This is a genomic window from Bryocella elongata, from assembly GCF_900108185.1.
GTDB classification, from domain to species: Bacteria; Acidobacteriota; Terriglobia; order Terriglobales; family Acidobacteriaceae; genus Granulicella; species Granulicella elongata.
On sequence record NZ_FNVA01000002.1, the window covers coordinates 103,153 to 124,453 of the forward strand.

The 21,301-nt window shown below is 61.2% G+C and carries 15 protein-coding genes; 11 read left to right on the forward strand and 4 right to left on the reverse strand.

Going from position 1 to position 21,301, the window contains the following annotated elements:
* Positions 1 to 284 precede the first annotated feature (284 nt).
* Entirely contained in the window at positions 285 to 974 is a 690-nt protein-coding gene (locus tag C4S68_RS06680; protein ID WP_235011427.1) for a Crp/Fnr family transcriptional regulator, read from the forward strand.
* A gap of 224 nt (positions 975 to 1,198) precedes the next feature.
* Here C4S68_RS06680 and C4S68_RS06685 read toward each other — a convergent pair whose 3' ends face one another.
* The 3 genes from C4S68_RS06685 to C4S68_RS06695 form a co-directional block, all read right to left on the reverse strand.
* On the reverse strand, positions 1,199 to 2,098 hold the full coding sequence (locus C4S68_RS06685) for a universal stress protein (RefSeq protein ID WP_103932294.1): 900 nt from the start codon (positions 2,096 to 2,098) through the stop codon (positions 1,199 to 1,201).
* Positions 2,099 to 2,218: 120 nt separating this feature from the next.
* Positions 2,219 to 2,947, reverse strand: coding sequence for a Ni/Fe-hydrogenase, b-type cytochrome subunit (cybH, locus tag C4S68_RS06690; RefSeq protein WP_103932295.1), 729 nt, complete (start codon positions 2,945 to 2,947; stop codon positions 2,219 to 2,221).
* A 71-nt stretch (positions 2,948 to 3,018) separates the two neighbouring features.
* Positions 3,019 to 4,137: a hydrogenase small subunit gene (locus tag C4S68_RS06695; RefSeq protein ID WP_103932751.1), complete on the reverse strand. Its 1,119-nt coding sequence runs from the start codon at positions 4,135 to 4,137 to the stop codon at positions 3,019 to 3,021.
* 587 nt (positions 4,138 to 4,724) lie between these two features.
* On the opposite strand from C4S68_RS06695, the gene C4S68_RS06700 reads away from it, so the two are divergent.
* From C4S68_RS06700 to C4S68_RS06725, 6 genes are all read left to right on the forward strand, one after another.
* Positions 4,725 to 6,470: a nickel-dependent hydrogenase large subunit gene (locus tag C4S68_RS06700; RefSeq protein ID WP_103932296.1), complete on the forward strand. Its 1,746-nt coding sequence runs from the start codon at positions 4,725 to 4,727 to the stop codon at positions 6,468 to 6,470.
* 58 nt (positions 6,471 to 6,528) lie between these two features.
* The gene (locus tag C4S68_RS06705; protein ID WP_160115044.1) at positions 6,529 to 7,062 is read left to right on the forward strand and encodes a hydrogenase maturation protease; all 534 of its coding nucleotides are present in this window, start codon (positions 6,529 to 6,531) and stop codon (positions 7,060 to 7,062) included.
* A 498-nt stretch (positions 7,063 to 7,560) separates the two neighbouring features.
* On the forward strand, positions 7,561 to 8,382 hold the full coding sequence (locus C4S68_RS06710) for a DmsE family decaheme c-type cytochrome (protein ID WP_235011428.1): 822 nt from the start codon (positions 7,561 to 7,563) through the stop codon (positions 8,380 to 8,382).
* Between the two features lie 108 nt (positions 8,383 to 8,490).
* A complete protein-coding gene (locus tag C4S68_RS06715) occupies positions 8,491 to 11,022 on the forward strand; it encodes a hypothetical protein (protein ID WP_146072052.1) in 2,532 nt (843 codons plus the stop codon).
* Between the two features lie 51 nt (positions 11,023 to 11,073).
* A complete protein-coding gene (locus tag C4S68_RS06720; RefSeq protein ID WP_160115045.1) occupies positions 11,074 to 11,376 on the forward strand; it encodes a c-type cytochrome in 303 nt (100 codons plus the stop codon).
* Positions 11,377 to 11,519: 143 nt separating this feature from the next.
* Positions 11,520 to 12,950 carry a cytochrome c3 family protein gene (locus tag C4S68_RS06725; protein ID WP_103932301.1) on the forward strand — a complete coding sequence of 477 codons (1,431 nt, stop codon included), beginning with the start codon at positions 11,520 to 11,522 and terminating at the stop codon, positions 12,948 to 12,950.
* Positions 12,951 to 13,023: 73 nt separating this feature from the next.
* On the opposite strand, the gene C4S68_RS06730 is transcribed toward C4S68_RS06725, so the two are convergent.
* Positions 13,024 to 13,626, reverse strand: a complete 603-nt coding sequence (locus C4S68_RS06730) for a hypothetical protein (RefSeq protein ID WP_103932302.1) — start codon at positions 13,624 to 13,626, stop codon at positions 13,024 to 13,026.
* Positions 13,627 to 13,935: 309 nt separating this feature from the next.
* On the opposite strand from C4S68_RS06730, the gene C4S68_RS06735 reads away from it, so the two are divergent.
* From C4S68_RS06735 to C4S68_RS06750, 4 genes are all read left to right on the forward strand, one after another.
* Complete coding sequence (locus C4S68_RS06735) at positions 13,936 to 14,814, forward strand: universal stress protein (RefSeq protein WP_103932303.1); 879 nt, start codon at positions 13,936 to 13,938, stop codon at positions 14,812 to 14,814.
* A 44-nt stretch (positions 14,815 to 14,858) separates the two neighbouring features.
* Positions 14,859 to 16,178 carry an acetyl-CoA hydrolase/transferase family protein gene (locus C4S68_RS06740; RefSeq protein WP_103932304.1) on the forward strand — a complete coding sequence of 440 codons (1,320 nt, stop codon included), beginning with the start codon at positions 14,859 to 14,861 and terminating at the stop codon, positions 16,176 to 16,178.
* Positions 16,179 to 16,277: 99 nt separating this feature from the next.
* Complete coding sequence (locus tag C4S68_RS06745) at positions 16,278 to 17,228, forward strand: carbohydrate kinase family protein (protein WP_407641099.1); 951 nt, start codon at positions 16,278 to 16,280, stop codon at positions 17,226 to 17,228.
* A 384-nt stretch (positions 17,229 to 17,612) separates the two neighbouring features.
* Positions 17,613 to 21,236 carry a TonB-dependent receptor gene (locus tag C4S68_RS06750; RefSeq protein WP_103932752.1) on the forward strand — a complete coding sequence of 1,208 codons (3,624 nt, stop codon included), beginning with the start codon at positions 17,613 to 17,615 and terminating at the stop codon, positions 21,234 to 21,236.
* Positions 21,237 to 21,301: the final 65 nt, after the last annotated feature.

Here is a 21,301-nt window from a genome sequence, read left to right on the forward strand (position 1 = left end):
TTCCGCATGGAATACGGGGTCAAGAGCATCGTACCTCGCCGTTCCCGCAACGCACCACCCCCTTCGTAAGATCACCGTGGCTATGAGGTCCACTACGGATTGCCGCCGCCTGCGCGCAAGATAGCGCGATATGACGCACGCGTTGCGCCATATCACGCAGTTTCATGTGATCGCGCACCGCCATCACACCGAAAAGTGACCGAAAACGCGAACTTCGAGTTTGGCACGGCAGTTGCTCTATCCCAGGTGTAACGAATTCAAGCACTCCACCGGGAGAAGCCACAATGATGAGCAAGTGCACCAACTGCCCCAATGCAAACGGATACGCCTTCTGCGGAATGAGCGGAGAGGCACGCGCCTTCATGGAGTCCAACTCGGTGTACATGGAGTACCCACGCGGCAGCGTCTTGTTCCGCGAGGGCGATCGCCCCAACGCCATCTACGTGATGTGCTCCGGTAAGGTGAAGGTCTCGGTGAGCTCGCAGGAGGGACGCACTATGATCCTTCGCATTGCGAAGGCAGGCGACGTGCTGGGCCTTAGCGGAGCGCTTGACGGCGCCGAGCAGGAGACCACGGTTGAAGCTCTCGAGCCGGTCCGTGCCCGCGTGCTGCACCTGAACCACCTCACCACCATGATGCAGCAGTATGCCGAGGTCAGCCTGGGTGCTGCGAAGTCGATGGCGCGCGACTACCGCGCCGCCTTTGAAGAAGCTCGCCTCGTGGCTCTGCCCAGCTCGCCTGCCGGCCGTATCGCACGCCTCATCCTTGACTGGGCGGAAGAAGCCCGCCGCAACTCCAGCCCCTTCGTCACGATGTCGCTGACCCACGAAGAAGTTGCTTCCATGGCGGCTACGACGCGTGAGACGGTGACACGCACTTTGAGCCGCCTGCGCAAGGAGAAGGTCATCTCCACCCGCGGCGTTGCTCTCACGGTGCTTCAACCCAACGCACTGCAACGGATGTCGGCCTGCTAAACGCTGGACCGCCAAGAGCGCTGCGGCTGGTTCCGAGCTGCGGCGAGTGTAAGAGAATTTCAGGACTGTAAAACCTGCGGTTTTCGTAGTTGGAGGGAGCGATCGATGCTCCCTCCATTTTTTTGCGTGTTGAGCCAGGCCCGACACGCGGAAGAAAAAGGGCGGTCCGCCTCGTCCAGTCGGACCGCCTAGTGAAAGTGCGACCTGCGGTTTAGCTTCGTGAACTAGCTCCGCAGAAGCATGACCGGACACTCGGCCTCGGCCATCACCCGGAAGGAGCGGCTCTCGTTCAGCAGAGAAGCCGAGGTCTGTTCATCGGTGGCGAAGACGATCCAGTCGGCCGCAGCCTGGCGCGCGATGCGCACCACCTGGTCGGCTACCCTCCCTTCGACGACCTGCAGGTGTACATGCTCTGGCAGGAGGCCTGAGGCTGTCGCGAGCTGTCCCAGCGCGTGGTGTGCCCATTGCAGGATCCGGCCAGGATTCACCTTGTTCTCGGGGCTGTCGTCGAGCACATGCAGTAGCGTCAGGTGTGCTTCAGCAGCCTTGGCAAGCTCCGATACCTGGCTCACGGCCACTTCGTAGCCGCCTTCGAAGGAGACGGGATGCAGTATGTGGCGGGGCGTCGCGCTCCGTTCGTCGGTGCGCGCCTTGGGGCCCACGATGAAGAGGGAAGAGTGGCCTTCCGCGATCAGCTGGTGCGCAACTGACCCCAGGGCAAGCTGACGCAACTTGCCTCGGCCGTGCGTGCCCATGATGATGCGTGCGGAGTTATGAGCTGCGCGAGCTTCCGTACCGACGACCTCAGACGGCGTGCCGATACGGACTGCGACCTCGCAGCGTATCCCGGCTGCCTGGATGCGAGCCACGGGCTCGCCCAGGGAAAGTCGAACTTCCTCGATGAGCTGTGCGGGGCCGGCGACGGGAACCTCCGCGCCTCCCATCGATGCTGCATACAGAGGGGAGATGCCATGCACGAGAACGATGTTGGCTCCTGCCGTCTGGGCCTGCGCAATGGCGTGTGGCAGAAGGCTGCCGAGGTCGGTCAAGTCCGTTGCAACCAGGATCTTCTCTGGATGTGCTATCGAGAACCGGCGAGTAGGTTGAAGAGTCGATGCTGCCATGGTGTCACCTCTTGATCCTCCTTGCTTCGGTTGTACTGCGTCGCCTGTCCGCGCACGGTGCGAGGAGGTACGCGGGCCGGTGATGAAGGTCACTCGGACGTTGGGGAGTCCAGAGCTCGTTTATTGGGAAGCGCGCGTCTCCTCATCCAGCTCGGCCTTGGGGATGAACTTGTAGCCCGAAAAGATGGAGTCCATCAGCCCGCTCTCTTCTTCGATGGAGACAAGGGCCGCGGTGTAAATGTGCTGGAGGAAGAAGATCCAGAAGACGAACATGATGCAGAAGTGAATCTCGCGCACATACTGGATGCTGATCAGCGGTTGCACCCAGCCAAAGGCTGCACGGATCCACGGCGTGCTCAGCGTCTGCGAGTACAGATCGAAGCCGGTGAAGATCTCCACCAGCGCCAGCATGTAGATGCCGAAGTACGAAAGGCCTGCCAGCGGATTATGGCCAATGTAGGACACCGGCCTCCAACGCAGGAAAGAGTAGTACGTCGCCACCTTGAAGATGCCGCGGAAGCGCTCCTTTGTGGTGGGCACGTACTGGTCGATCGCCACGTACCTGTTGCCGAAGAAGAACCAGAAGATCCGCATCGCAATGCAGATGGCGAAGGCATAGGCCGACAGGATGTGGATGAAGCGCATGTCGCCCATCACCCAGTCGCCGTATCGATCTGCGTCGATGTATGGCGCGTGCATGTAGTAGCCCGTGATGGAAAGCGTGCAGATGCTCGCCACCATCATCCAGTGCGCGACGCGCACTGGAAGCTCCCAGATGTAGACGCGCACCTGGTCATAGGCATTTTCCTTCCCCAGGGGGACAGCGTGACTGGTATGTGCTGCGCTCATCGTGCGCCTCCGATACTCGTGAGTCCCGACGCGTATTCCGACGCGTGTTTCAAATGGTTGTTCATCCCGGCTTACTGGAGGCTATCGAGGTTCTCAGGCGGTGTGGGCTTGTCCGGCGGACGTACCTTGTCGCGAACCATGTTGGCGCCGACCTGCACCACCGTGGCCGCGGCCACGAGACCCACGGCAGTCCAACCGATCTCCTCCGCCTTCACATCGACGCCGAAGCCAGGAACCTTGGGCAAGCGGTTATAGAAGGGCGAGCGCGTGTCCCAGAACTTCGGTGCAGCGCAGCCAATGCAACCGTGGCCAGCCTTGATAGGCCAGCTCGTCGCATCGTTGTAGCGCACCACCGGGCAGTTGAAGGTGGACTCAGGACCCTTACATCCCATCTTGTACAGGCACCAACCCTTGCGCGCGCCTTCATCGCCCCACTCCTCGACATAGCGACCCGCGTCATAGTGAGCGCGGCGCTCGCATTGCTCGTGGATAAGGTTGCCGTAGGCAAACAGCGGACGGTTGAACTGGTCCAGCGCGGGCAACTCGCCAAACGTTAGATAGTGCACCAGCGCCGCAGCCGTATTCTGCGGGTTATGCGGGCAGCCGCCGAGGTTCACAAGGTGCTTGATCCCTGGGACCGCCTGTTCCACGCCGACAGCGCCCGTGGGATTGATGCCGGCGCCAACGATGCCGCCGTCCCAGGCACAGGCTCCTACCGCGAATACCGCTGCCGCCTTGGGCAGCACCTCCCGAGCGATGTCCAGGGCAGTACGTCCGCCGATGGTGCAGTACACGCCACCATCGCCCATAGGAATGGAGCCTTCGACGACGGCGATGAACTTGCCATCGTAATCTTTCATCACGCGATCGAGGGCATCCTGGGCGTGTGTGCCGCTGCCCGCCATGATTGTCTCGTGATATTCGAGCGACAGCACCTCGAGCACAATCTCCGCGATGCCTGGGTCGCTCACGCGCAGCATCGCTTCCGTGTTGCCCGTGCAGTCCTGGAACTCGAGCCACACCATCACGGGGCGCTTCGTCTTCTCCAGCGATTGCGCGATCACTCGGGAGTAGCGGGAGGGTAAGGCCATCGTTGCGGCCATGACGCTGCAGAACTTGAGGAACTTGCGCCGTGAGACGCCGCGGGCTTCCAGCGCTGTCCGTAGATCGAATTCGGGTGCCGTGCTCATACTCTCGCCATCCTGGGCTGAGATGCAGTGCGCCATGGGCGCTCCGCCGCTATGTCGAAGGACTACTCCCCTTCTCGAAGCTGCGAGCAAGTATTGGCTCCTGCACATACAAGCGGATGTGACATGCGTCACGTCCCCAGGTGTAAACCAGCCGCTAGGGTTGTTGTCGGAGGGATCCACCATGAGCGCCGGGTGTTCAGGAAAATGTCCAGGCTGTAAGAAGCGTCAGGAAGAGGAGAGCAGAACTTCCTCACTGATCCAGTTAGTGGCCGACAAACTCAAAGGCGGCAGCGAGAGCTCGGAGGCTGCTGTGGAGAGCAGCGCGCGCGGCTTGATGGTCGCAGAGATCCTCGCGCACGCCACCAGCTTCGTGGTCTAAGTCGCGTTTCGCCCGAATTGCCGTCCCGCGTACAGTGCGGTGTGACTCTCATCACCGTCGGTGGTATGTGGCAGAACGTAGCTTTTGGGCCGGGACATACGGTGCGATTTTCGACCTCGCCTCAGAGGCCGCGACACACCGCACGAGCCAGGCAGCGTGATGGAGGCTGAGTACAGCCAGCCTGCCGGCCGAGAAGGAGAAAGCAGCCATGGCACGTGTCGTAATCGATCCTGTCACACGTATCGAGGGTCACCTCCGCATTGAGGTGGAGGTGCAGGGCAACAGAGTTACCGATGCGTGGAGCTCCGGCACCATGTTCCGCGGTATCGAGAAGATTGTGCGCGGTCGCGATCCCCGCGAGGCCTGGATCTGGGCCCAGCGTATCTGCGGCGTGTGCACCACGGTGCACGCATTGGCATCGGTTCGTGCGGTCGAAGATGCTCTCGGCATCGAAGTGCCCGAGAACGCAAAGCTGGTGCGCAACATCATTGCGGGCACTCAAAATGTCCACGATCACATCGTGCACTTCTATCACCTGCATGCTTTGGACTGGGTCGATGTCACGCTTGCACTGAAGGCCGATCCTGCCAAGACCTCGCAGCTTGCGCAGTCCATCTCCGACTGGCCAAAGTCCTCGACCGCGTATTTCAAGACCGTACAGGACCGCGTGAAGACGCTGGTCGCGAGCGGCCAGCTCAGCCTCTTCTCAAGCGGCGACTGGGGCCACTCGGCGTATGTCCTCCCGCCTGAGGTCAATCTGCTCGCCGTGGCGCACTACATCGAAGCGCTCGATCTGCAGCGTGAGGTCGTGCGCATCCACGCTGTGCTGGGTGGCAAGAACCCCCACCTGCAGACCTATCTCGTCGGCGGCATGGCCTCGGGATTGGATCCCGATGAGCCGGGTGCAGCTATCAACTCGCAGACAGTGATGCTGCTTAACCAGCTCGCGAAGAATGCGGAGACCTTCGTCAAGCAAGTGTATCTGCCGGATGTTCTCGCGATCGCCAGCTTCTACAAGGATTGGTTCTCTATCGGTGAAGGCATCGGCAACTACATGGCCTATGGCGACCTAACTCTGGGCAAGCAGACTGACCCGGTGGGCTACTTCTTCCCGCGCGGCATCATCATGAACCGCGACCTCTCGAAGGTGCATGAAATGGACCCGCAGAAGATTGCCGAGTACGTAGCCCACAGCTACTACGACTATGATGGCGGACTTCATCCCTCGAAGGGCGAGACCAACCCCAACTACACCGGACCGAAGCCCCCGTTCGAGCAGCTCAATACCGATGGCAAATACTCGTGGGTCAAGTCCCCCCGCTATGACAATCACGCGATGGAAGTGGGGCCGCTGGCTCGCACCCTTATCGCCTACGCGAGCGGCCGCCAGAACGTGAAGCAGCAGGTCGATGGAGCGCTTGCCAAGCTCAACCTTCCGGCGACGGCGTTGTTCTCGACGATGGGCCGCATCGCGGCTCGTGCGATTGAGGCCGGCATCATCATTGGCGAGGTCGAGACCTGGATCAATAAGCTCGAAGATAATCTTGGCCACGGCAACGTGAGGATCCACGATGGCGCGATGTGGAACCCCGACAACTGGCCGAAGTCCTGCGCGGGCTTTGGTCTGGAGGAGGCGCCTCGCGGGTCGCTCGGTCACTGGATCGAGATTGAGGACAAGAAGATCGCCAACTACCAGGCGGTCGTTCCTTCGACCTGGAACGCTGGTCCCCGCGATGGCACAGGACAGCGGGGAGCGTATGAACAGTCTCTGCTCAATACACCCATCGCGAACCCAGACCGTCCGCTCGAGGTCCTGCGTACCGTCCACTCCTTCGATCCCTGCATGTCCTGCGCGGTACACGTAGTCCAGCCGAACGGTCAGCTCTACAGCACCATGCAGGTCGATGCCATGGCTTCGGCAGCTGCCAGTGGAGCGCTCTGCCTCGACGAGTAACGAGGCAGTGCCAAACCAAACACAAACTCAAAAAGTCGTCGCAACTACCGGGAGCGTTATGACTGATCGATCTCTTGCCACCCGAGGCGTACTTGGCCTCGGGAACCTGATGCGTATGGATGATGCCGTGGGGATGCTTGCGCTCGATGAGCTGGAAGCATCCCCAGAGCTTCCTCGCAATGTGCGGCTCGTTGAGGGCGGCACCCTCGGCCTCGAGATCATGGGCCGCATCGACGGCCTCACCCACATCGTCGCGTTGGACGCGGTGGACTTCGGCGCCGAGCCTGGTACTGTCGCTCGCTTTGCCGGAAAGCAGTTGCTGAACCTGCCGGTCTCCAAGAGCGTTCACCTCCTGGGATTCGCCGACCTGCTGGCTGCGCTGCAACTGCTGGGCACATCGCCGGAAGAGATCGTGCTCCTCGGCGTCCAGCCGGGTTCGACCGACTGGGGTACTGTCCCCACGGCTCCGGTACGCGCCGCCATGGCGACGCTGGTGAACCGCACGCTCGAGCAGCTCGCTCAATGGGAGAAGACGTCTCCCTCGACGGAATCCCAAACGTCCGTGGCGGGTTCAGCTCTCGCACAAGTCTGATTTTCCCTACCAGTTACTTCGAATTACAAGCCTGCCGTTCCGAATTGAAACTTACCCTTCGCACGGGTGAATCGGGAATCGCACTGCGTTGTCCGCTGAACGAACAGACTTTCTTGTCTGCCATATCTGTCGTTTCCCGTTCTGAAACTCAAGAGCCTGGAGCGTTTACGCGGCATCGCGCGAATCCCTTGTATTTACGGGGGCTTCGACACATTCTGGCAGCATCCATTTCTCCTTCAGGCCCGCATCGATAACAGCACTATCGCGCGGTTAGCGCCACGACGGAAAAAACCTGCACATCCGCCCGTGACGTCTGTCACACCCACTTTGGGGTGTTACTCCCTACTCTCAAGCAGAACAAGAAAAGTCCTGGCGCACGTTAGGCCAGGCTGAATGAGCGGACGTATGCATTATTTGCGGGTCGCAATTTGTAGGCGAGGCTGGACGCTGTACCTTCTGCCCATGTTCGCGATGCTGTTCCTTGCATCGGGAAGAACGTTGGCGGTAGCTCAGGATGCAACGCATCCTGCTTCGGGATTCGTAGGGTCGGAGACGTGTGCGACATGTCATGAAGACGTCGCCAAAAAACTGGGAGATAACCCGCACAGCCGCATCGAAGCGATGCACGGCAAGGCTGGAGCGTCATGTGAAAGCTGCCACGGGCCAGGGAAGGCCCACGTCGATGGCGGTGGCGACGTCACCAAGATCATCAACCCCGCCAAGGCCAATCCCAAGCAGATCAGCGAGACCTGCCTCACCTGCCATGCGGGCGCGCATCCCAACTTTCAGCAGTCGAATCATGCCAAGGCTGGCGTGAGCTGCGTCAGTTGCCATAGCGTGCATGCGGCGAAGGTGGAGAAGTCTCTTCTGAAGGCTCAGCAGCCGGATCTCTGCTTCACGTGCCATGCGGATCAGAAGGCCAGCTTCAATCAGCTCTTCCACCACAAGACACAGGAAGGCCTGATCAAGTGCAGCGACTGCCATGACTCGCACGGTACGTTCGAGGACAAGCAGCTCCGCACCACGGCGGACAAGAACGCAGTCTGCACGAAGTGCCACACGGAAACGCGCGGTCCCTTTGTGTTCGAGCATGTGCCGGTGAAGGCCGAAGGTTGCATGGCTTGCCATACACCTCACGGCTCCCAGAACGCGCGATTGCTCAACGTTCCTAACGTCAACCAGCTCTGCAATCAGTGCCACAGCGCTGTCGCTGCGGGCACCGTGCATGGGCAGGGTGCTGGCTCGTCGGATCAACCGCCGTGCATTGGGTGCCACAACTTCATCCACGGATCGAACATCAACCCGGCGTTTATCCGGTAGGTGTCCCGTGCGGCGTCCGTCCGGGAGCGGACGCCGCGACCAATCGAAGGTGGCCCACGCGCCGCCTCATGGATGGATCACAGCAGGTTTTAGAAGAAGAGGCTTGAGATGACGAACACAGAAAGGTTTTCTCGGCTGCCCGATGGGTCCCCGTATCTACTTCAATATCGGGGGATCACCAAGAGCATCGCGATTGCTACATTGCTGTTGACGGCAGGAGCCGCAGCAGCGCAGGCGCCGGTCACAACGACGTCCTCTGAGGTTGCTGCCCCGCAGGGCTACATCCTCCACCAGACCGCTGATCTTGGCGGGCACATGGCTGGAATCTCCGGAAGCGGAGCCATGTACGACACGCTGGTCAACATCCACCCCGGACCGCGGGTGCTGGGGCAGACCCTCACACTGCACGCCGCGCCTGGAACGAAGCACACTTTGTTTGATTCGCTGTCTGCGACCAGCAATGGCTTCGGTGGTGATCCCATCAACGTGGCCAAGCTGGACGTATCGAAGGGCAAGCTGTACGAGTTCAACGCGATGTTCCGCCGCGATCGTCAGTACTTCGACTACGATCTGCTCGGCAACCCATCCGTTCCGACGCAGACGATCCCCTACGGGATGGTGAACGGCGTGGCCACCACGGCAGGCATCACCCGGAACTTCATCCAGGACTCCCCGGTGATGTTCAACACCGTCCGCCGCATGACAGACACGCATCTGACCATCACTCCGCTGGCGCCCATCACCTATCGCTTCGGGTACTCGCAGAACATCTTCCAGGGTCCTTCGACCACACCGAATCGTTCGATCGGCAAGAACGACGCTCTCCTGGAGGAGTACCAGCGCAACAGCAACGACGACTTCAACGCTTCGATCGAATGGAAGCCTGTAGAGCAGACCCGCCTCACCTTTGAGGAGCAGGTCGACCACTACAAGGGCGACTCGTACTTCACGATCGCCCCGGGCCAGTTCAACGCACAGCTGCCTGACGGTACGCCGGTCGCCCTGGGCAACTGGGACGCAACCGCCAGCCCGTACACCATCTCGATGTGTAACACCGCGAGCATGGGTTCGGGCTACACGAATGCTACCAACTACACCATCTTCACGGCGCCGACGAATGGCAGCGCGCTGCCGGTCGTCAACCCGGCCTGCGCGGTCACTACAAAGTTCCTTCGTACGATGCCGACGCGCGCGCTAATCCCCACCGAGATGGTGCGGTTCCAGAGCTCGAGCATCCGCAACATCGAGATGAACGGCGACTTCCGCTACACGGTTGCGAACAGCAACCTGCCCAACTACAACGAGACCTGGGCCGGCCTCGACGGTATCATCCGTGGCTACACGCAGACGGAGACCGCAACGGTTCAGCGTCGCGTGGTCAGCTTCGACTACGGCATCGTGTGGAATGTCTCAAAGACCTTCACCCTGTCGGATCAGGTGGACTACTCCAACGTTCACCAACCCGGCACTGTGAACGGCACGCCTGGTGTCACGGTGAACACTCCGGCTCTGACGACGGGCAACGCCAACCTCAACTACAACGGACCTCTGGTTGCCGGTACGGCCTTCAGCGTCTCGGGCAACTCTGCAGGTACCGCTCAGTTGGGCTACTATGGCCAGCGGATCGTAACCAACAATGCCACCGTCGGCTGGGATCCCAGCGCGAGGGCAACGTTCGGCCTCACCTACCGCTACAAGACCCGCATGATCCTGCAGGGTGCAGGCAGTGGTTCTGCCGCGACGCTGGTGGGGATCGACGAGAACGCCGGTATCTTCCATGCGAACCTCCGTCCGCTGAAGAACTGGACGGTGAATGCTTCGGCTGAGATCAGCTACGACAACAACGCTCTCGTGCCGGTCAGCCCGCGTCAGCTGAAGCACTACCGGGTGCATACCCTGTATCGCATCAAGCCGTGGGCCACGCTCTCCGGTGCGTATAACGACATCGAGCGCCACAACAACACCAACAACACTGGCACCGTGTCGGCTGATGGTCCGCTGCAGCATGTCGACTACAACCGTACCGTAAGTACCGGCCTGAACCTGGCGCCGAGCGAGAAGTTCGCGTTCGACTTCAACTACTCGTACACGGACAGCTACTACTCCACCAACGCCTGCTACTCGAGCGGAGCCACGACCACCCTGTTGGGAACAGCCTCGTATAACGCAGCTGGCGGTAACAACATCTGCCCGAGCAGCTCTTCCATTTGGGGTCCTGTGAAGGACTTCATGAGCGCGCCCTCGCAGTATGCTTCGGCAGGAATCGTCTATACCCCGAACAAGAAGGTTCGCGGAGGAGCCGGATACCGCATCAGCCAGGTCAACGGTAACCAGTTCTTCGCCGACGCACAGCAGGTCAACGGCTCGCTGGATTCGAAGTACCAGACGCCGTATGTGAATATTGCGTGGACCGTGCGCCCCGGCTGGATCTGGAAGGCGGAGTACAACTACTACGACTACGGTGAAGGTGGTCCTTCGGGGCCGCAGTACTGCAGTACGAGTACCTCAGCGACCGCGACCATCATTCCATGCGCGTCCTCCACTCTGCCCAGCGGCTTGACTGAACCGACCTCCGGCCTGAGTGCACCGCGGACTTTCCATGCCAACATTGTGACCCTCTCCATGCACTACGAGTTCTAGTGCATGGGGGGTCATCCCCATCAACGCAGTTCAACCGGAACGGGAGATGACATGAACAGGATGATCAGGATCGGAGTCGCTGCAACCCTTGCGCTCTCTGCGAGCGTGGCAATGGCCCAGGCAGGAGCGGATACCTATAAGTCGAAGTGTGCGATGTGCCACGGGGCCGATGGTCTGGCCCAGACCGGCGCGGGCAAGGCAATGAAGGTTCCTTCGGTCAAGGACTTCAAGCCGGGTGATGACCTTATCGCCATCACGACCGACGGCAAGGGCAAGATGCCTTCCTACAAGGGCAAGCTGACCGATCCGCAGATCAAGGAAGTCGTCAGCTACCTGAAGTCGCTCGGCAAGTAGCTCCACACATACTGGTGCCGCTGCCTCTGCGGCACCACGCGGCGAGGGCGCGCTAACGCTGCCGGGCCACGGGTCCGTCAACCGAGAGCGCGTCCTCAACGCGCCTATCCGGCCTATCAAAGAGGCGAAAGGAACATAGAACGATGGCTGACTTTGAAAGCTTCAGGAAGAACTGGATCCGGCCGTTCTTCTTTTATGGCAATAACCGGCTAAGTCTCATAGGCGGCGCGCTTACCAGCGCCTCTGCACTCGTTCTCATTGGCTTCTGGGTCATTGATGTCTTCGGTCACGGGGGGAGCAATAACCCGTACATCGGCATCATCGTTGACTTCGCGCTGCCTGGACTCTTTGTTCTCGGCCTGTTGATGATCGCCGTCGGTCTCCTGTTTCGCCAGCGCTCGTTGAAGGCAGCAGGCGAGATCCCGACCGTCTTTCCCTCGATCGACATGCGCGATCCGGTCTTTCGCCACGGCATTGAGTTTGTCGCGATTGCAACGGCGATCAACTTCGTCATCGTTGGCACTGCAGCCTATCGCGGCGTGGCGTACATGGATACGCCGAGCTTCTGCGGGCAGGCCTGCCATGTGATGGATCCTGAGTTTCAGGCGTACCACATGTCGTCGCACCGGGCTGTGCCCTGCACGGACTGCCACATCGCCCCGGGCGTTGGCGGTTTTGTCCACGCGAAGATGAACGGGACGAAGCAGCTTGCGAATGTGCTGCTGCACAACTGGCCGACGCCGATCATGGCGGAGCAGAAGATACCGACTGCAGACAAGACCTGCCTCAACTGCCATAACCCTGAACGGAATATCGGCGACCGCATCCACATCTCGAACACGTTTGGGGATGACGAGAAGAACTCGCTGACGCACACGGTCGCTGTGCTGCATGTAGGTGGCGGCAATGTTCTGGGGCAGATGAGCGGCATCCATGGCGCACACTCCGCGCACATCGAGTACATCGCCACGGATAGCGGGGCGCAGACGATCCCGTATGTCGCTTACACGAACCCGGATGGCTCGATAACGGAGTATCTCTCGAGCGATGCCAAGGGAACGCCGGCCGGGAACCGCCGCACGATGGACTGCATCGACTGCCACAATCGAGCGGCACATTCCTTCGAGACGGCGGAGCAGGCGCTTGATCGCTTCATGGTCGCCGGCGCACCCAATGCGTCTCTACCGTTCGTACACAAACAGGGAATGGCGCTGCTGAAGACCGAGTACAGGACCCAGCAGGATGCGGAGGCTGGCATCACCAAGGGGCTCGAGCAGTTCTACAGCTCGCAGTATCCGCAGGTGTACGCTTCGCAGCGTGCGCAGGTTGAGGCTGCCGCCAAGGCGCTGACCTCGATCTATGACCACAACATCTTCCCGGCCATGAAGGTGACGTGGGGAACGCATCCGAACAACCTGGGCCACAACGATTATCCGGGCTGCTTCCGCTGCCATGATGGAAGCCACACCTCGAAGAGCGGCAAAACCATCAACAACGATTGCACCACCTGCCATAACCTCGCGGCGACGGATGAAGCGTCACCGAAAGCTATGACCGAGCTGGGCCTTCCGTAAGTCCCTGACTGGAGCAGCAACAAAAAGAGCGCGGGCTTCGGCCCGCGCTCTTCTTGTTGCAAGCAATTTGTAACTAGATGCTGGGGACTGGATCCGCTTCTGTAGCGAGTGAGCCATCCTGGCTGGCAAGCATGCTGCCCGAAAGAACGATCAACTCTGCGCCGACCAGGCACAGGTAAAGATTGATGCTCCACGCTGCGAAGCCGTGGCCGAGCCAGGCGCTTCCGAGCAGAATCGCCGCTGCGACGAGGGAGATCGCTGCGGAAAGGTAGCAGCCGGAAGCCCGATGCTTGTCTGAGGGGCACGCTGCCGTCGCCAGTGCGGTCATGGCGGAAGCGAGCGCGGGCACTGCGGCGATACCTAGCAGCCAGCCCGTCGAAACGTGTGTCGCCAGCATGGTGACTAACGACGCCGCGACGACTCCGCCGAGGACTGCCTGGCCGCGAAGCACAACGCGCTGGTGGCGCGAGCCACCTGCCCGCCACGCCGTTGCGGCGACGATCGAGGCATCAATCACGAGGAACGATGCCAGGGAGACGGTCGAGGTCGAGAGCTGCGTGCTGGAGCCCATCGCGGTGCTGGCGATCGACGGAAGAAATAGTGTGCCGGTGCCGGCAAGCACGGCGGCGGTGCCGCGAAACAGTCCGGCTGCCCAGTAGCGGGTGGTCTGCGTCATAGCGAGGAATCTCCGGTTGCAGCGCCGCCACGGTGCGAAGCGTGTTTGGCGCAGGATGCGACGGTAATGGCCGTCGCTATGCCCTTACAGGAAGCATGGGCGAGTACCGGTCTAGTTTCATCGACAATGCGTCGATAGGGTCGTGATCTCGGTCACACGGTCGCAGAGGTTCAGTCCCGGTTTGAACTGTGTGATTCTGCTCCAGCCCGAGGCGTGACCTCTATCACCGTGCCGGGACGCGGGAAGCGTTGGAATGAAGTTGATTCGAGGGCGTTGCCGGTCGCACGGCTCCGCCCATGGAGAACAATCATGCCCGTCATTGGAACTCGTCCAACGCTGAACGTGGAACACATCCTGATGGCAACCGACTTCTCTGACGCCTCGCGCGTGGCAGGGGCTTACGCAATGGCCCTGGGCCTGCGCTTCGGTTCAGCCATCGATGCGGTTCATATCTATGATCCCGCCCAGAACCGTACCTACGAGGATGGCAAGCTGGCGCCGCTCGACGGCACGCGCATCGAGATGCGGCAGGAGCGACTACAGATCATCGAGCGCAAGATGCTGTCGCTCGGGCTGGATGCGCACGCGATTCATGCGGAAGGCCATCCCGCGGCGAAGAAACTCCTCTCCCTGATCGAAGAGCGGCACGCCGACCTCATCGTGCTGGGGACGAGCTGCAGGACGGGCATCGATCGCCTCCTGCTCGGCTCGACCGCCGAGGCGGTACTGCGCGAGACCTGCCATCCTGTGCTCACGGTGGGCCCGCAGTGCGAGCCGCCGGCCTGCGGCCCGCTTGCCTTTCATCGCATTGTCTATGCGACCGACTTTTCGCCTCAGGCTGCGCGTGCAGCGGCGTTTGCACTCTCCTTTGCGGAGGACAGTGCGGCGGAGATCTACTACAGCTACGTTGCAGGCTCTGATGAAGAGCTGACGCTCGAGCAGGAGGCGAGCTTCCGCGCCGAGCTCAAGCGACTCGTTCCCGACTGTTCGGCGGAATGGTGCACACCGCACACGGTGGTCGCACATGGCGAGCCCGTCGAGGCGATCCTCGAGCTCGCGGAGCGCGTTGGTGCCGACCTGATCGTGCTGGGCGCTCGCCGCTCGACCTTCGCGTTGCGTCACCTCGAACGTGGCGTTACACCGCAGGTGCTTGCAGAAGCGAAATGCCCCGTGCTGACGGTCTGCTAGCAACGTTGCTGTGCAGCGCGGCTGCGCACCCGAAGGAGAAATCGATGAGCTGGGACCAGGAATACAGCGCGAAGCTGATGGATGCGGACGCCGCGGTGCGCGGGATTGAAAGTGGGAACAGGATCGTGGTCGGCCAGGCGATCTCCCAGCCGCCCGCGCTCATGCATGCGCTGGCGCGGCGTGCCGAGGCAGGCGAGATCGATCAGGTGCGCGTCTACTACTATCACTCCGAGCACCACATGCGTGAGTCCATCCTGCGCTATGAGCTGATGGGCCGCATCCTGCCGCACTGCATGTTCTGGCAGGCTGGCGAGCGCGAGCTGGAGAAACGTGGTCTCGCTGACGGTGGCCGCAAGGTCGTGTTCTACGTGCCCAACTCCTTCAGCCAGGCCACACGCTTTCTCACCGATGAAGTCAACGTCGATACGCTGCTCATCACCGTGTCGCCGATGGACAAGGACGGTTACTTCACCTTCGGCACCAACAATGACTACAGCTCCACCGTCGCCCGGCACGTCAAGCGTCTGCTGGTCGAGGTGAACCCAGCGATGCCGCGGGTCTTTGGACGCTCGCAGCTGCACGTCTCGGAGGTGCACGCGATCGTCGAGAACCACGTTCCGTTGCTTGAGCACAAGCCGCGCACGGTGGTCCCCGAGGAACTGGTCATCGCGAAGCACATCGCCGGCCTCGTACCGGATCACGCCTGCCTGCAGTTCGGTGTGGGTGGCCTTCCGAATGCCGTTTGTGATGCTCTGCGCGAGCGCAAACACCTGGGCGTGCACACCGAGGTCCTGACGCCGGGGATTGCGAAGCTTATCCGCAGTGGAGCGGTGAGCAATCGCTACAAGGCACTCAACACCGGCAAGAGCGTCTTCACCTTCGCTCTCGGCGACCGCGAGATGTACGACTTTCTGAACGAGAACATCGGGCTCGAAAGCCATCCTGTGGACTACGTGAACGATCCCGCAGTGATCGCGCAGAACGATAACGTCGTCAGCGTGAACTCGACCATCGAGATGGATCTGACCGGCGCCTGCAACTCCGAGCACGTCAACGGGCACCAGTTCACCGCCACGGGTGGCCAGCTTGACTTTGTGCGCGGGGCGTACGCCTCACGAGGAGGCAAGTCGATCCTCGCCTTTCAGTCTTCCTGCAAGAGTGGCACGATCAGCAAGATTGTGCCGCGGCTCTCCGGGCCGGTAACCACGCCACGAACCGACGTGCACTATGTCGTCACGGAGAACGGCTTCGCGAACCTCAAGGGAATGTCGTCGACAGAGCGCGCGATGGCGCTGATCGGCCTCGCCGCGCCACAGTTCCGCGCGGAGTTGACCCGCGAGGCCCACGAGCGGTTCCTGATCTAGGCGCAATCCAGAGATAAGGCAGGTCCGGCGGGCGGAGAACGGCCACAAGGCCCCTCGTTTGTGAATGGCCCTTTACAATATCTGAATATGTCTTTGTCTGTGCGGTCCGTGGATCTTGTCGGGGTTGGTTTGAATGCCACGGATACGGTGATTGCTGTCGATCATTACCCGGAGCGCGGCTCCAAGATCGGCTACCGCGATGAGACCGTCATGCCCGGCGGGCAGGTGGCCTCCACGGTGGTAGCCTGCGCGCACTGGGGACTCTCCGCACGCTACGTCGGCAAGCTTGGCGATGATGATGCGGCCCGTCTGCATGCGCGTGAGTTTGAGCGTGCGGGCGTTGAGGCGCAGATCGTCAACGTCGCCGGCGCCGCCAGCCACAAGTCTCTCATCCTCGTGGACCACGACGGTGAGCGCACGGTGCTGGGCCGGCGCGACCCCCGCCTGACCCTGCGGCCGGAAGAGATCCGGCGCGAATGGATCGTGAACGCGCGTGCGCTGCATGTGGACGGCTACGACACGGCTGCCGCCACGCTGGCTGCGACATGGGCGCGCGAAGCCGGCGTTCCCGTCATCTCGGATATCGATGAGCCCTATCCCGGCGTCGAGGCTCTGCTCGAGAAGATCGACTATCTCATCGTGAGCCGCGACTTTCCCTGCGCGCTGATGGGCGAAACCGACTACGCCAAGGCGCTGCTTGCAATGCATGAGCGCTTCGGCAACATCCTCTCTGCAACGACGCTGGGCCCCGGTGGGGTGCTGGCGTTCGATGGCAAGCAGTTCCATTACAGCGCGGCGTTCAATGTGCCGGTGGTGGACACGACGGGCGCGGGCGACACCTTCCATGCGGGCTTTATCTTCGGTCTGCTGCAGGGCTGGAGCCTCGACCGTATCATGGAGTACTCGTGTGCCGCGGCTGCCCGCAACTGCATGTTTACCGGCGCGCGTGGAGGTCTGGGGACGGTTGCGGAGATTGAGGCCATCGTCGCGACAACCCCCCGCCACTCGGCCCCGGCGTATGTCACTCCGCTGCTCGCGATCCCCGCGTAGTTCCAAGTCGCGCCCGGACCAGCGCGAAAGAGATTCAAATCCTCGGCGTCCAACGACAAGCCCTTGATACCACAGCGTGGTGAGCAACCACACTGCGGGCACTTCTGGGCGTCTTAGGCGAGCCTTTTCGTTAACGCTCGATGAATCTGGGCTCGCGTTGCACATGGGATTGCCTCCCCTTGTGGATGCATGTTGATGGAAACGCAACAATCTCTCGTCATAGTGAGATCACTACCTGTTGGGTCACAACTGAATCACGTCCTGCGGCGAAAGCCCTTAGCTGCGTGGATGCAACGCCCGGCAGACGAAACCGATCCGCTGTGCTGGACCAATGACAGCGGACGTCATCACAGCATTCCCAATGACTTCGGAGGCACATTCGCCATGCAACAAAATTTACACAACGGGACGCGGCGCAGCCCGCAGCGGCTCGTAGCATTCCTGCTGACGTTCGCGGCATGCTTCGCGATCCTCGCCTTCACGCCGCTCGCGCGTGCGCAGTACGACAACGGCAGCCTGCTCGGCACCATCAAGGACCCCAGCGGGGCTCCCATCGCGAACGCTTCGGTGACGGTCACCGATGCTGCGACCGGTATCTCCACGCAGACGAAGACCAATGGCTCCGGTGACTACGAGGTGCCCACGCTGCACGTGGGTACGTACCGCATCAGCGCCACGGCGCAGGGCTTCTCCGAGGCGGTCGCGCAGAACATCGCCGTCTCGGTCGGCGGACGTCAGCGCATCGATCTCACGCTGAAGGTTGGTGGTGACACAACCACGGTCGAAGTCTCCGACGTTGCATTGCAGCTCGAGACCGAGACCAGCGAACGCGGCCAGGTCATCACCGGTTACCAGAGCGAAGCCTTCCCTCTGGTAAGCCGCAACTACTCTGACCTCCTCGCGCTCATCCCGGGTTCGCGCCAGGCGCCGACCGCCGCGACCACAAGCTCCATCAACTCGCTCGTCCGCGCCGGTGCCTACAACATCAACGGCCAGCGATCGATGTTCAACAACTTCATCCTCGACGGTATCGACAACAACGCGTACGGCGAGTCGAACCAGGGCTTTGACAACCAGATCATCGCTGTTCCACCTGACTCCGTCGCCCAGTTCCAGGTCGTGACGAACAACGAGAGCGCTGAGTACGGTCGCAGCTCGGGTGCGACCATCAACGTGGCTTCGCAGAGCGGTACGAACAAGTTCCACGGCACCGTGTATGAGTTCATCCGCAACACGGATCTCAACGCTGCCGGATTCTTCAAGCCGACGCAGGTCGGTGGCACCGGCATCACCACGGCATTCAAGAAGCCCACGTTCAACCGCAATCAGTTCGGCTTCAACCTCGGCGGCCCCATCATCCCCAACAAGCTCTTCTTCTTCGTCGACTACGAAGGCTTCCGCCAGGTGCTCAAGCCGCTCAGCGTGCTCACGCTGCCTACACAGGACGAGCTCAAGGGCATCCTTGCGGTACCCGTGAAGAACGCGACTACCGGTGTTGCTTATGCCGCCGGGACAGCGATCCCGACGTCGGCGATCAATCCGCTTTCGGCCCAGATCCTTGGCTACTATTCGAGCATCGTCAACGCTCTGCCCACGGTGGGTCTTATCACCGAGGGAACCTCCGGGCCCACCGGTCTTGCCTCCAACGACTACGCAGTCCAGGTGCCGTTTACCGACAATGCCGACAAAGGCGATCTCCGCCTCGACTACCAGGTGAACCCCAAGCTCAGCACCTTCCTGCGCATCAGCGATCGCAAGGAGAACGGCGTCAACTATCCTGCCATCCCGCTGCCGCTTGACGGCCAGACCAACGGCAAGATCCGCATCCTCGATCAGCAGATTGCTCTCGGCGCCATCAAGCAGATTGGCGACAACAAGGTGCTCGATGCCCGCATCGGCCTGAACCGCACCAAGGCTGGCAAGTACACGCTCTCCATCGGCGACAACGTGTTCTCCATCCCCGGCCTGCCGAGCAACCCGGTGGTGGCTGGCGGCCTGCCCTCCGTCGGGATCACCGGCTTCACCGCCTTCGGTCGCCAGAGCACGAATCCGCAGTGGCAGAACCCCGCCTTCCTCGACCCCAAGGTGAACTTCTCCTGGGTCAAGGGCAAGCACTCCATGAAGTTCGGTTATGAGTTCGAGCATCTCTGGATGGCGGTGAACGACAACAACCCGCTCTATGGTTCCTACACCTACGGTGGCGGCTATAGCGTCTGCACGGCAACCTACTCTCCCACGACGTGCGGCAATGACATCAACGGCGTCGCAAACAAGGGTGTTACGGTCTCCGACGACTACTGGGCCGACTTCCTCTTTGGCACGACCAGCTCCTACTCGCTGGCCAACTACTACGTCGCACACCTCACGCAGACGATCCAAAGCGTCTACGCGCAGGATGACTGGAAGGCACTGCCGAACCTGACCATCAATCTCGGCCTGCGCTGGGAGTATGGCTCGCCCTATGGCGATCTGCACAATGCCGTCTCGAACTTCGATCCCGTCTCGCAGACCGTCCTGACGACCACGCCCGGCGCGGTCTCCGGCAGTGGCATCACTCCGATCTCCGCCGGTGGCGTCTATGGCCGCACGCTGGTGAACCCCGACCTCAACGACTTTGCTCCGCGCATAGGCTTCTCGTACGCGGTGGATCCCAAGACGGACATCCGCGGCGGCTTCGGAATCAGCTACGTGCATTACACGCGCGCCGGTTCGGGCGACATTCTGAACATCAACGCTCCGCAGGCGCAGTTTGCCGCAGTTACGCAGATTGCTCCCACCACGAGCAACAAGTGCTCCACACCGCTTCCGGCGCAGATTATCGCCGTGGGAACGACGACACCCTCCTGCTACGCCACAGCCGACCAGGGCTATCCCAGCGGCCTCGTGACCAGCTTCAACTCCGCGACGGACAACATCACGTGGGTCCCGAAGAACACCCGCGACAGCTACGTGGAGAGCTACTTCCTCAGCGTACAGCGCACGCTGATCAAGAACTCTGTGCTGGATATCGCCTACGTAGGAAATCACGGCCTGAAGCTGCAGGGCTTCCTCAACGGCAACCAGAAGAACCCGTCCAACGGCTTCGCGCGTCCCTTCGGCAACTGGCCTTCGGACATCACCGAGGCGCTGAACGAGTTCTACTCCAACTACAACTCGCTGCAGGTTAAGTATGAGCAGCGCTTCGCCGGCGGTCTCACGCTGCTGAACTCCTTCAACTGGCAGCACTCGCTTGATAACGCCAGCGCTTCGCTCGAAGGCAACACGCCTTCGCCGCAGGATGGCAACAATATTCGCGCGGACTACTCCCAGTCGGACTACAACCTGCCCGTTTCCAACATCACCAGCCTCGTCTACGAACTTCCCTTTGGCCGCGGCAAGACGTTCGCTACGAATACCAGCGGCGCGATGGATGCATTGATCGGTGGCTGGCAGCTCAGCCTGATCAACACCGCCCAGGGCGGAACGCCGTTCAACCTCACCTTCACACCCAACTCCGCGCAACAGGTCTCGCAGCAGATCTCCGCAACCTACCGCGGGGCGAACGAGTATCGTCCCGACCGTGTTGCCGGAGTCGCCGTAACGCAGGGTCGCAGCAGCATCTCGTCTGGCACGGGCTATGTGAACTACGTCAACTACAACGCCTTCCGTCTGCAGCCCATCAAGGACGTGAACGGCGCTGTACTGAGCCCCTTCGGAACGGCCAGCCGCAATCCAGGTCGCACGCCCGCCCTCTACCAGAGCGACTTCGCCGTCAACAAGAAGTTCGTTACGCCGGTACCGGGGCTCAAGGTGGAGTTCCGCACGGAGTTCTATAACCTCTTCAACCACACCAACCTGTATCTGCCCAGCACCATCGGCGGAACCCAGGGAACGACGTCGGCCGCAGTCGGCACTGGCGGCAGTGTGCCGGTCGGCGCCATCACGGGCGGCGTGCCCACCAGTGGCGGGCAGATCACCAGCACCTTCACTCCGCGCGTCATCCAGTTCGGCCTGAAGATCCTCTACTAACACCCTCAACCGCGCGGCCCGGGCTTGCCAACAGCCCGGGCCGCGTTTTTCTTTCCCTGCAGTTG

Excerpts from the sequence above, each read along its gene's own strand:
- C4S68_RS06680 (WP_235011427.1), top strand. The coding sequence starts at position 285 with ATGATGAGCAAGTGCACCAACTGCCCCAATGCAAACGGATACGCCTTC.
- C4S68_RS06685 (WP_103932294.1), bottom strand. The coding sequence starts at position 2,098 with ATGGCAGCATCGACTCTTCAACCTACTCGCCGGTTCTCGATAGCACAT.
- cybH (WP_103932295.1), bottom strand. The coding sequence starts at position 2,947 with ATGAGCGCAGCACATACCAGTCACGCTGTCCCCCTGGGGAAGGAAAAT.
- C4S68_RS06695 (WP_103932751.1), bottom strand. The coding sequence starts at position 4,137 with ATGAGCACGGCACCCGAATTCGATCTACGGACAGCGCTGGAAGCCCGC.
- C4S68_RS06700 (WP_103932296.1), top strand. The coding sequence starts at position 4,725 with ATGGCACGTGTCGTAATCGATCCTGTCACACGTATCGAGGGTCACCTC.
- C4S68_RS06705 (WP_160115044.1), top strand. The coding sequence starts at position 6,529 with ATGACTGATCGATCTCTTGCCACCCGAGGCGTACTTGGCCTCGGGAAC.
- C4S68_RS06715 (WP_146072052.1), top strand. The coding sequence starts at position 8,491 with ATGACGAACACAGAAAGGTTTTCTCGGCTGCCCGATGGGTCCCCGTAT.
- C4S68_RS06720 (WP_160115045.1), top strand. The coding sequence starts at position 11,074 with ATGAACAGGATGATCAGGATCGGAGTCGCTGCAACCCTTGCGCTCTCT.
- C4S68_RS06725 (WP_103932301.1), top strand. The coding sequence starts at position 11,520 with ATGGCTGACTTTGAAAGCTTCAGGAAGAACTGGATCCGGCCGTTCTTC.
- C4S68_RS06730 (WP_103932302.1), bottom strand. The coding sequence starts at position 13,626 with ATGACGCAGACCACCCGCTACTGGGCAGCCGGACTGTTTCGCGGCACC.
- C4S68_RS06735 (WP_103932303.1), top strand. The coding sequence starts at position 13,936 with ATGCCCGTCATTGGAACTCGTCCAACGCTGAACGTGGAACACATCCTG.
- C4S68_RS06740 (WP_103932304.1), top strand. The coding sequence starts at position 14,859 with ATGAGCTGGGACCAGGAATACAGCGCGAAGCTGATGGATGCGGACGCC.
- C4S68_RS06750 (WP_103932752.1), top strand. The coding sequence starts at position 17,613 with ATGCAACAAAATTTACACAACGGGACGCGGCGCAGCCCGCAGCGGCTC.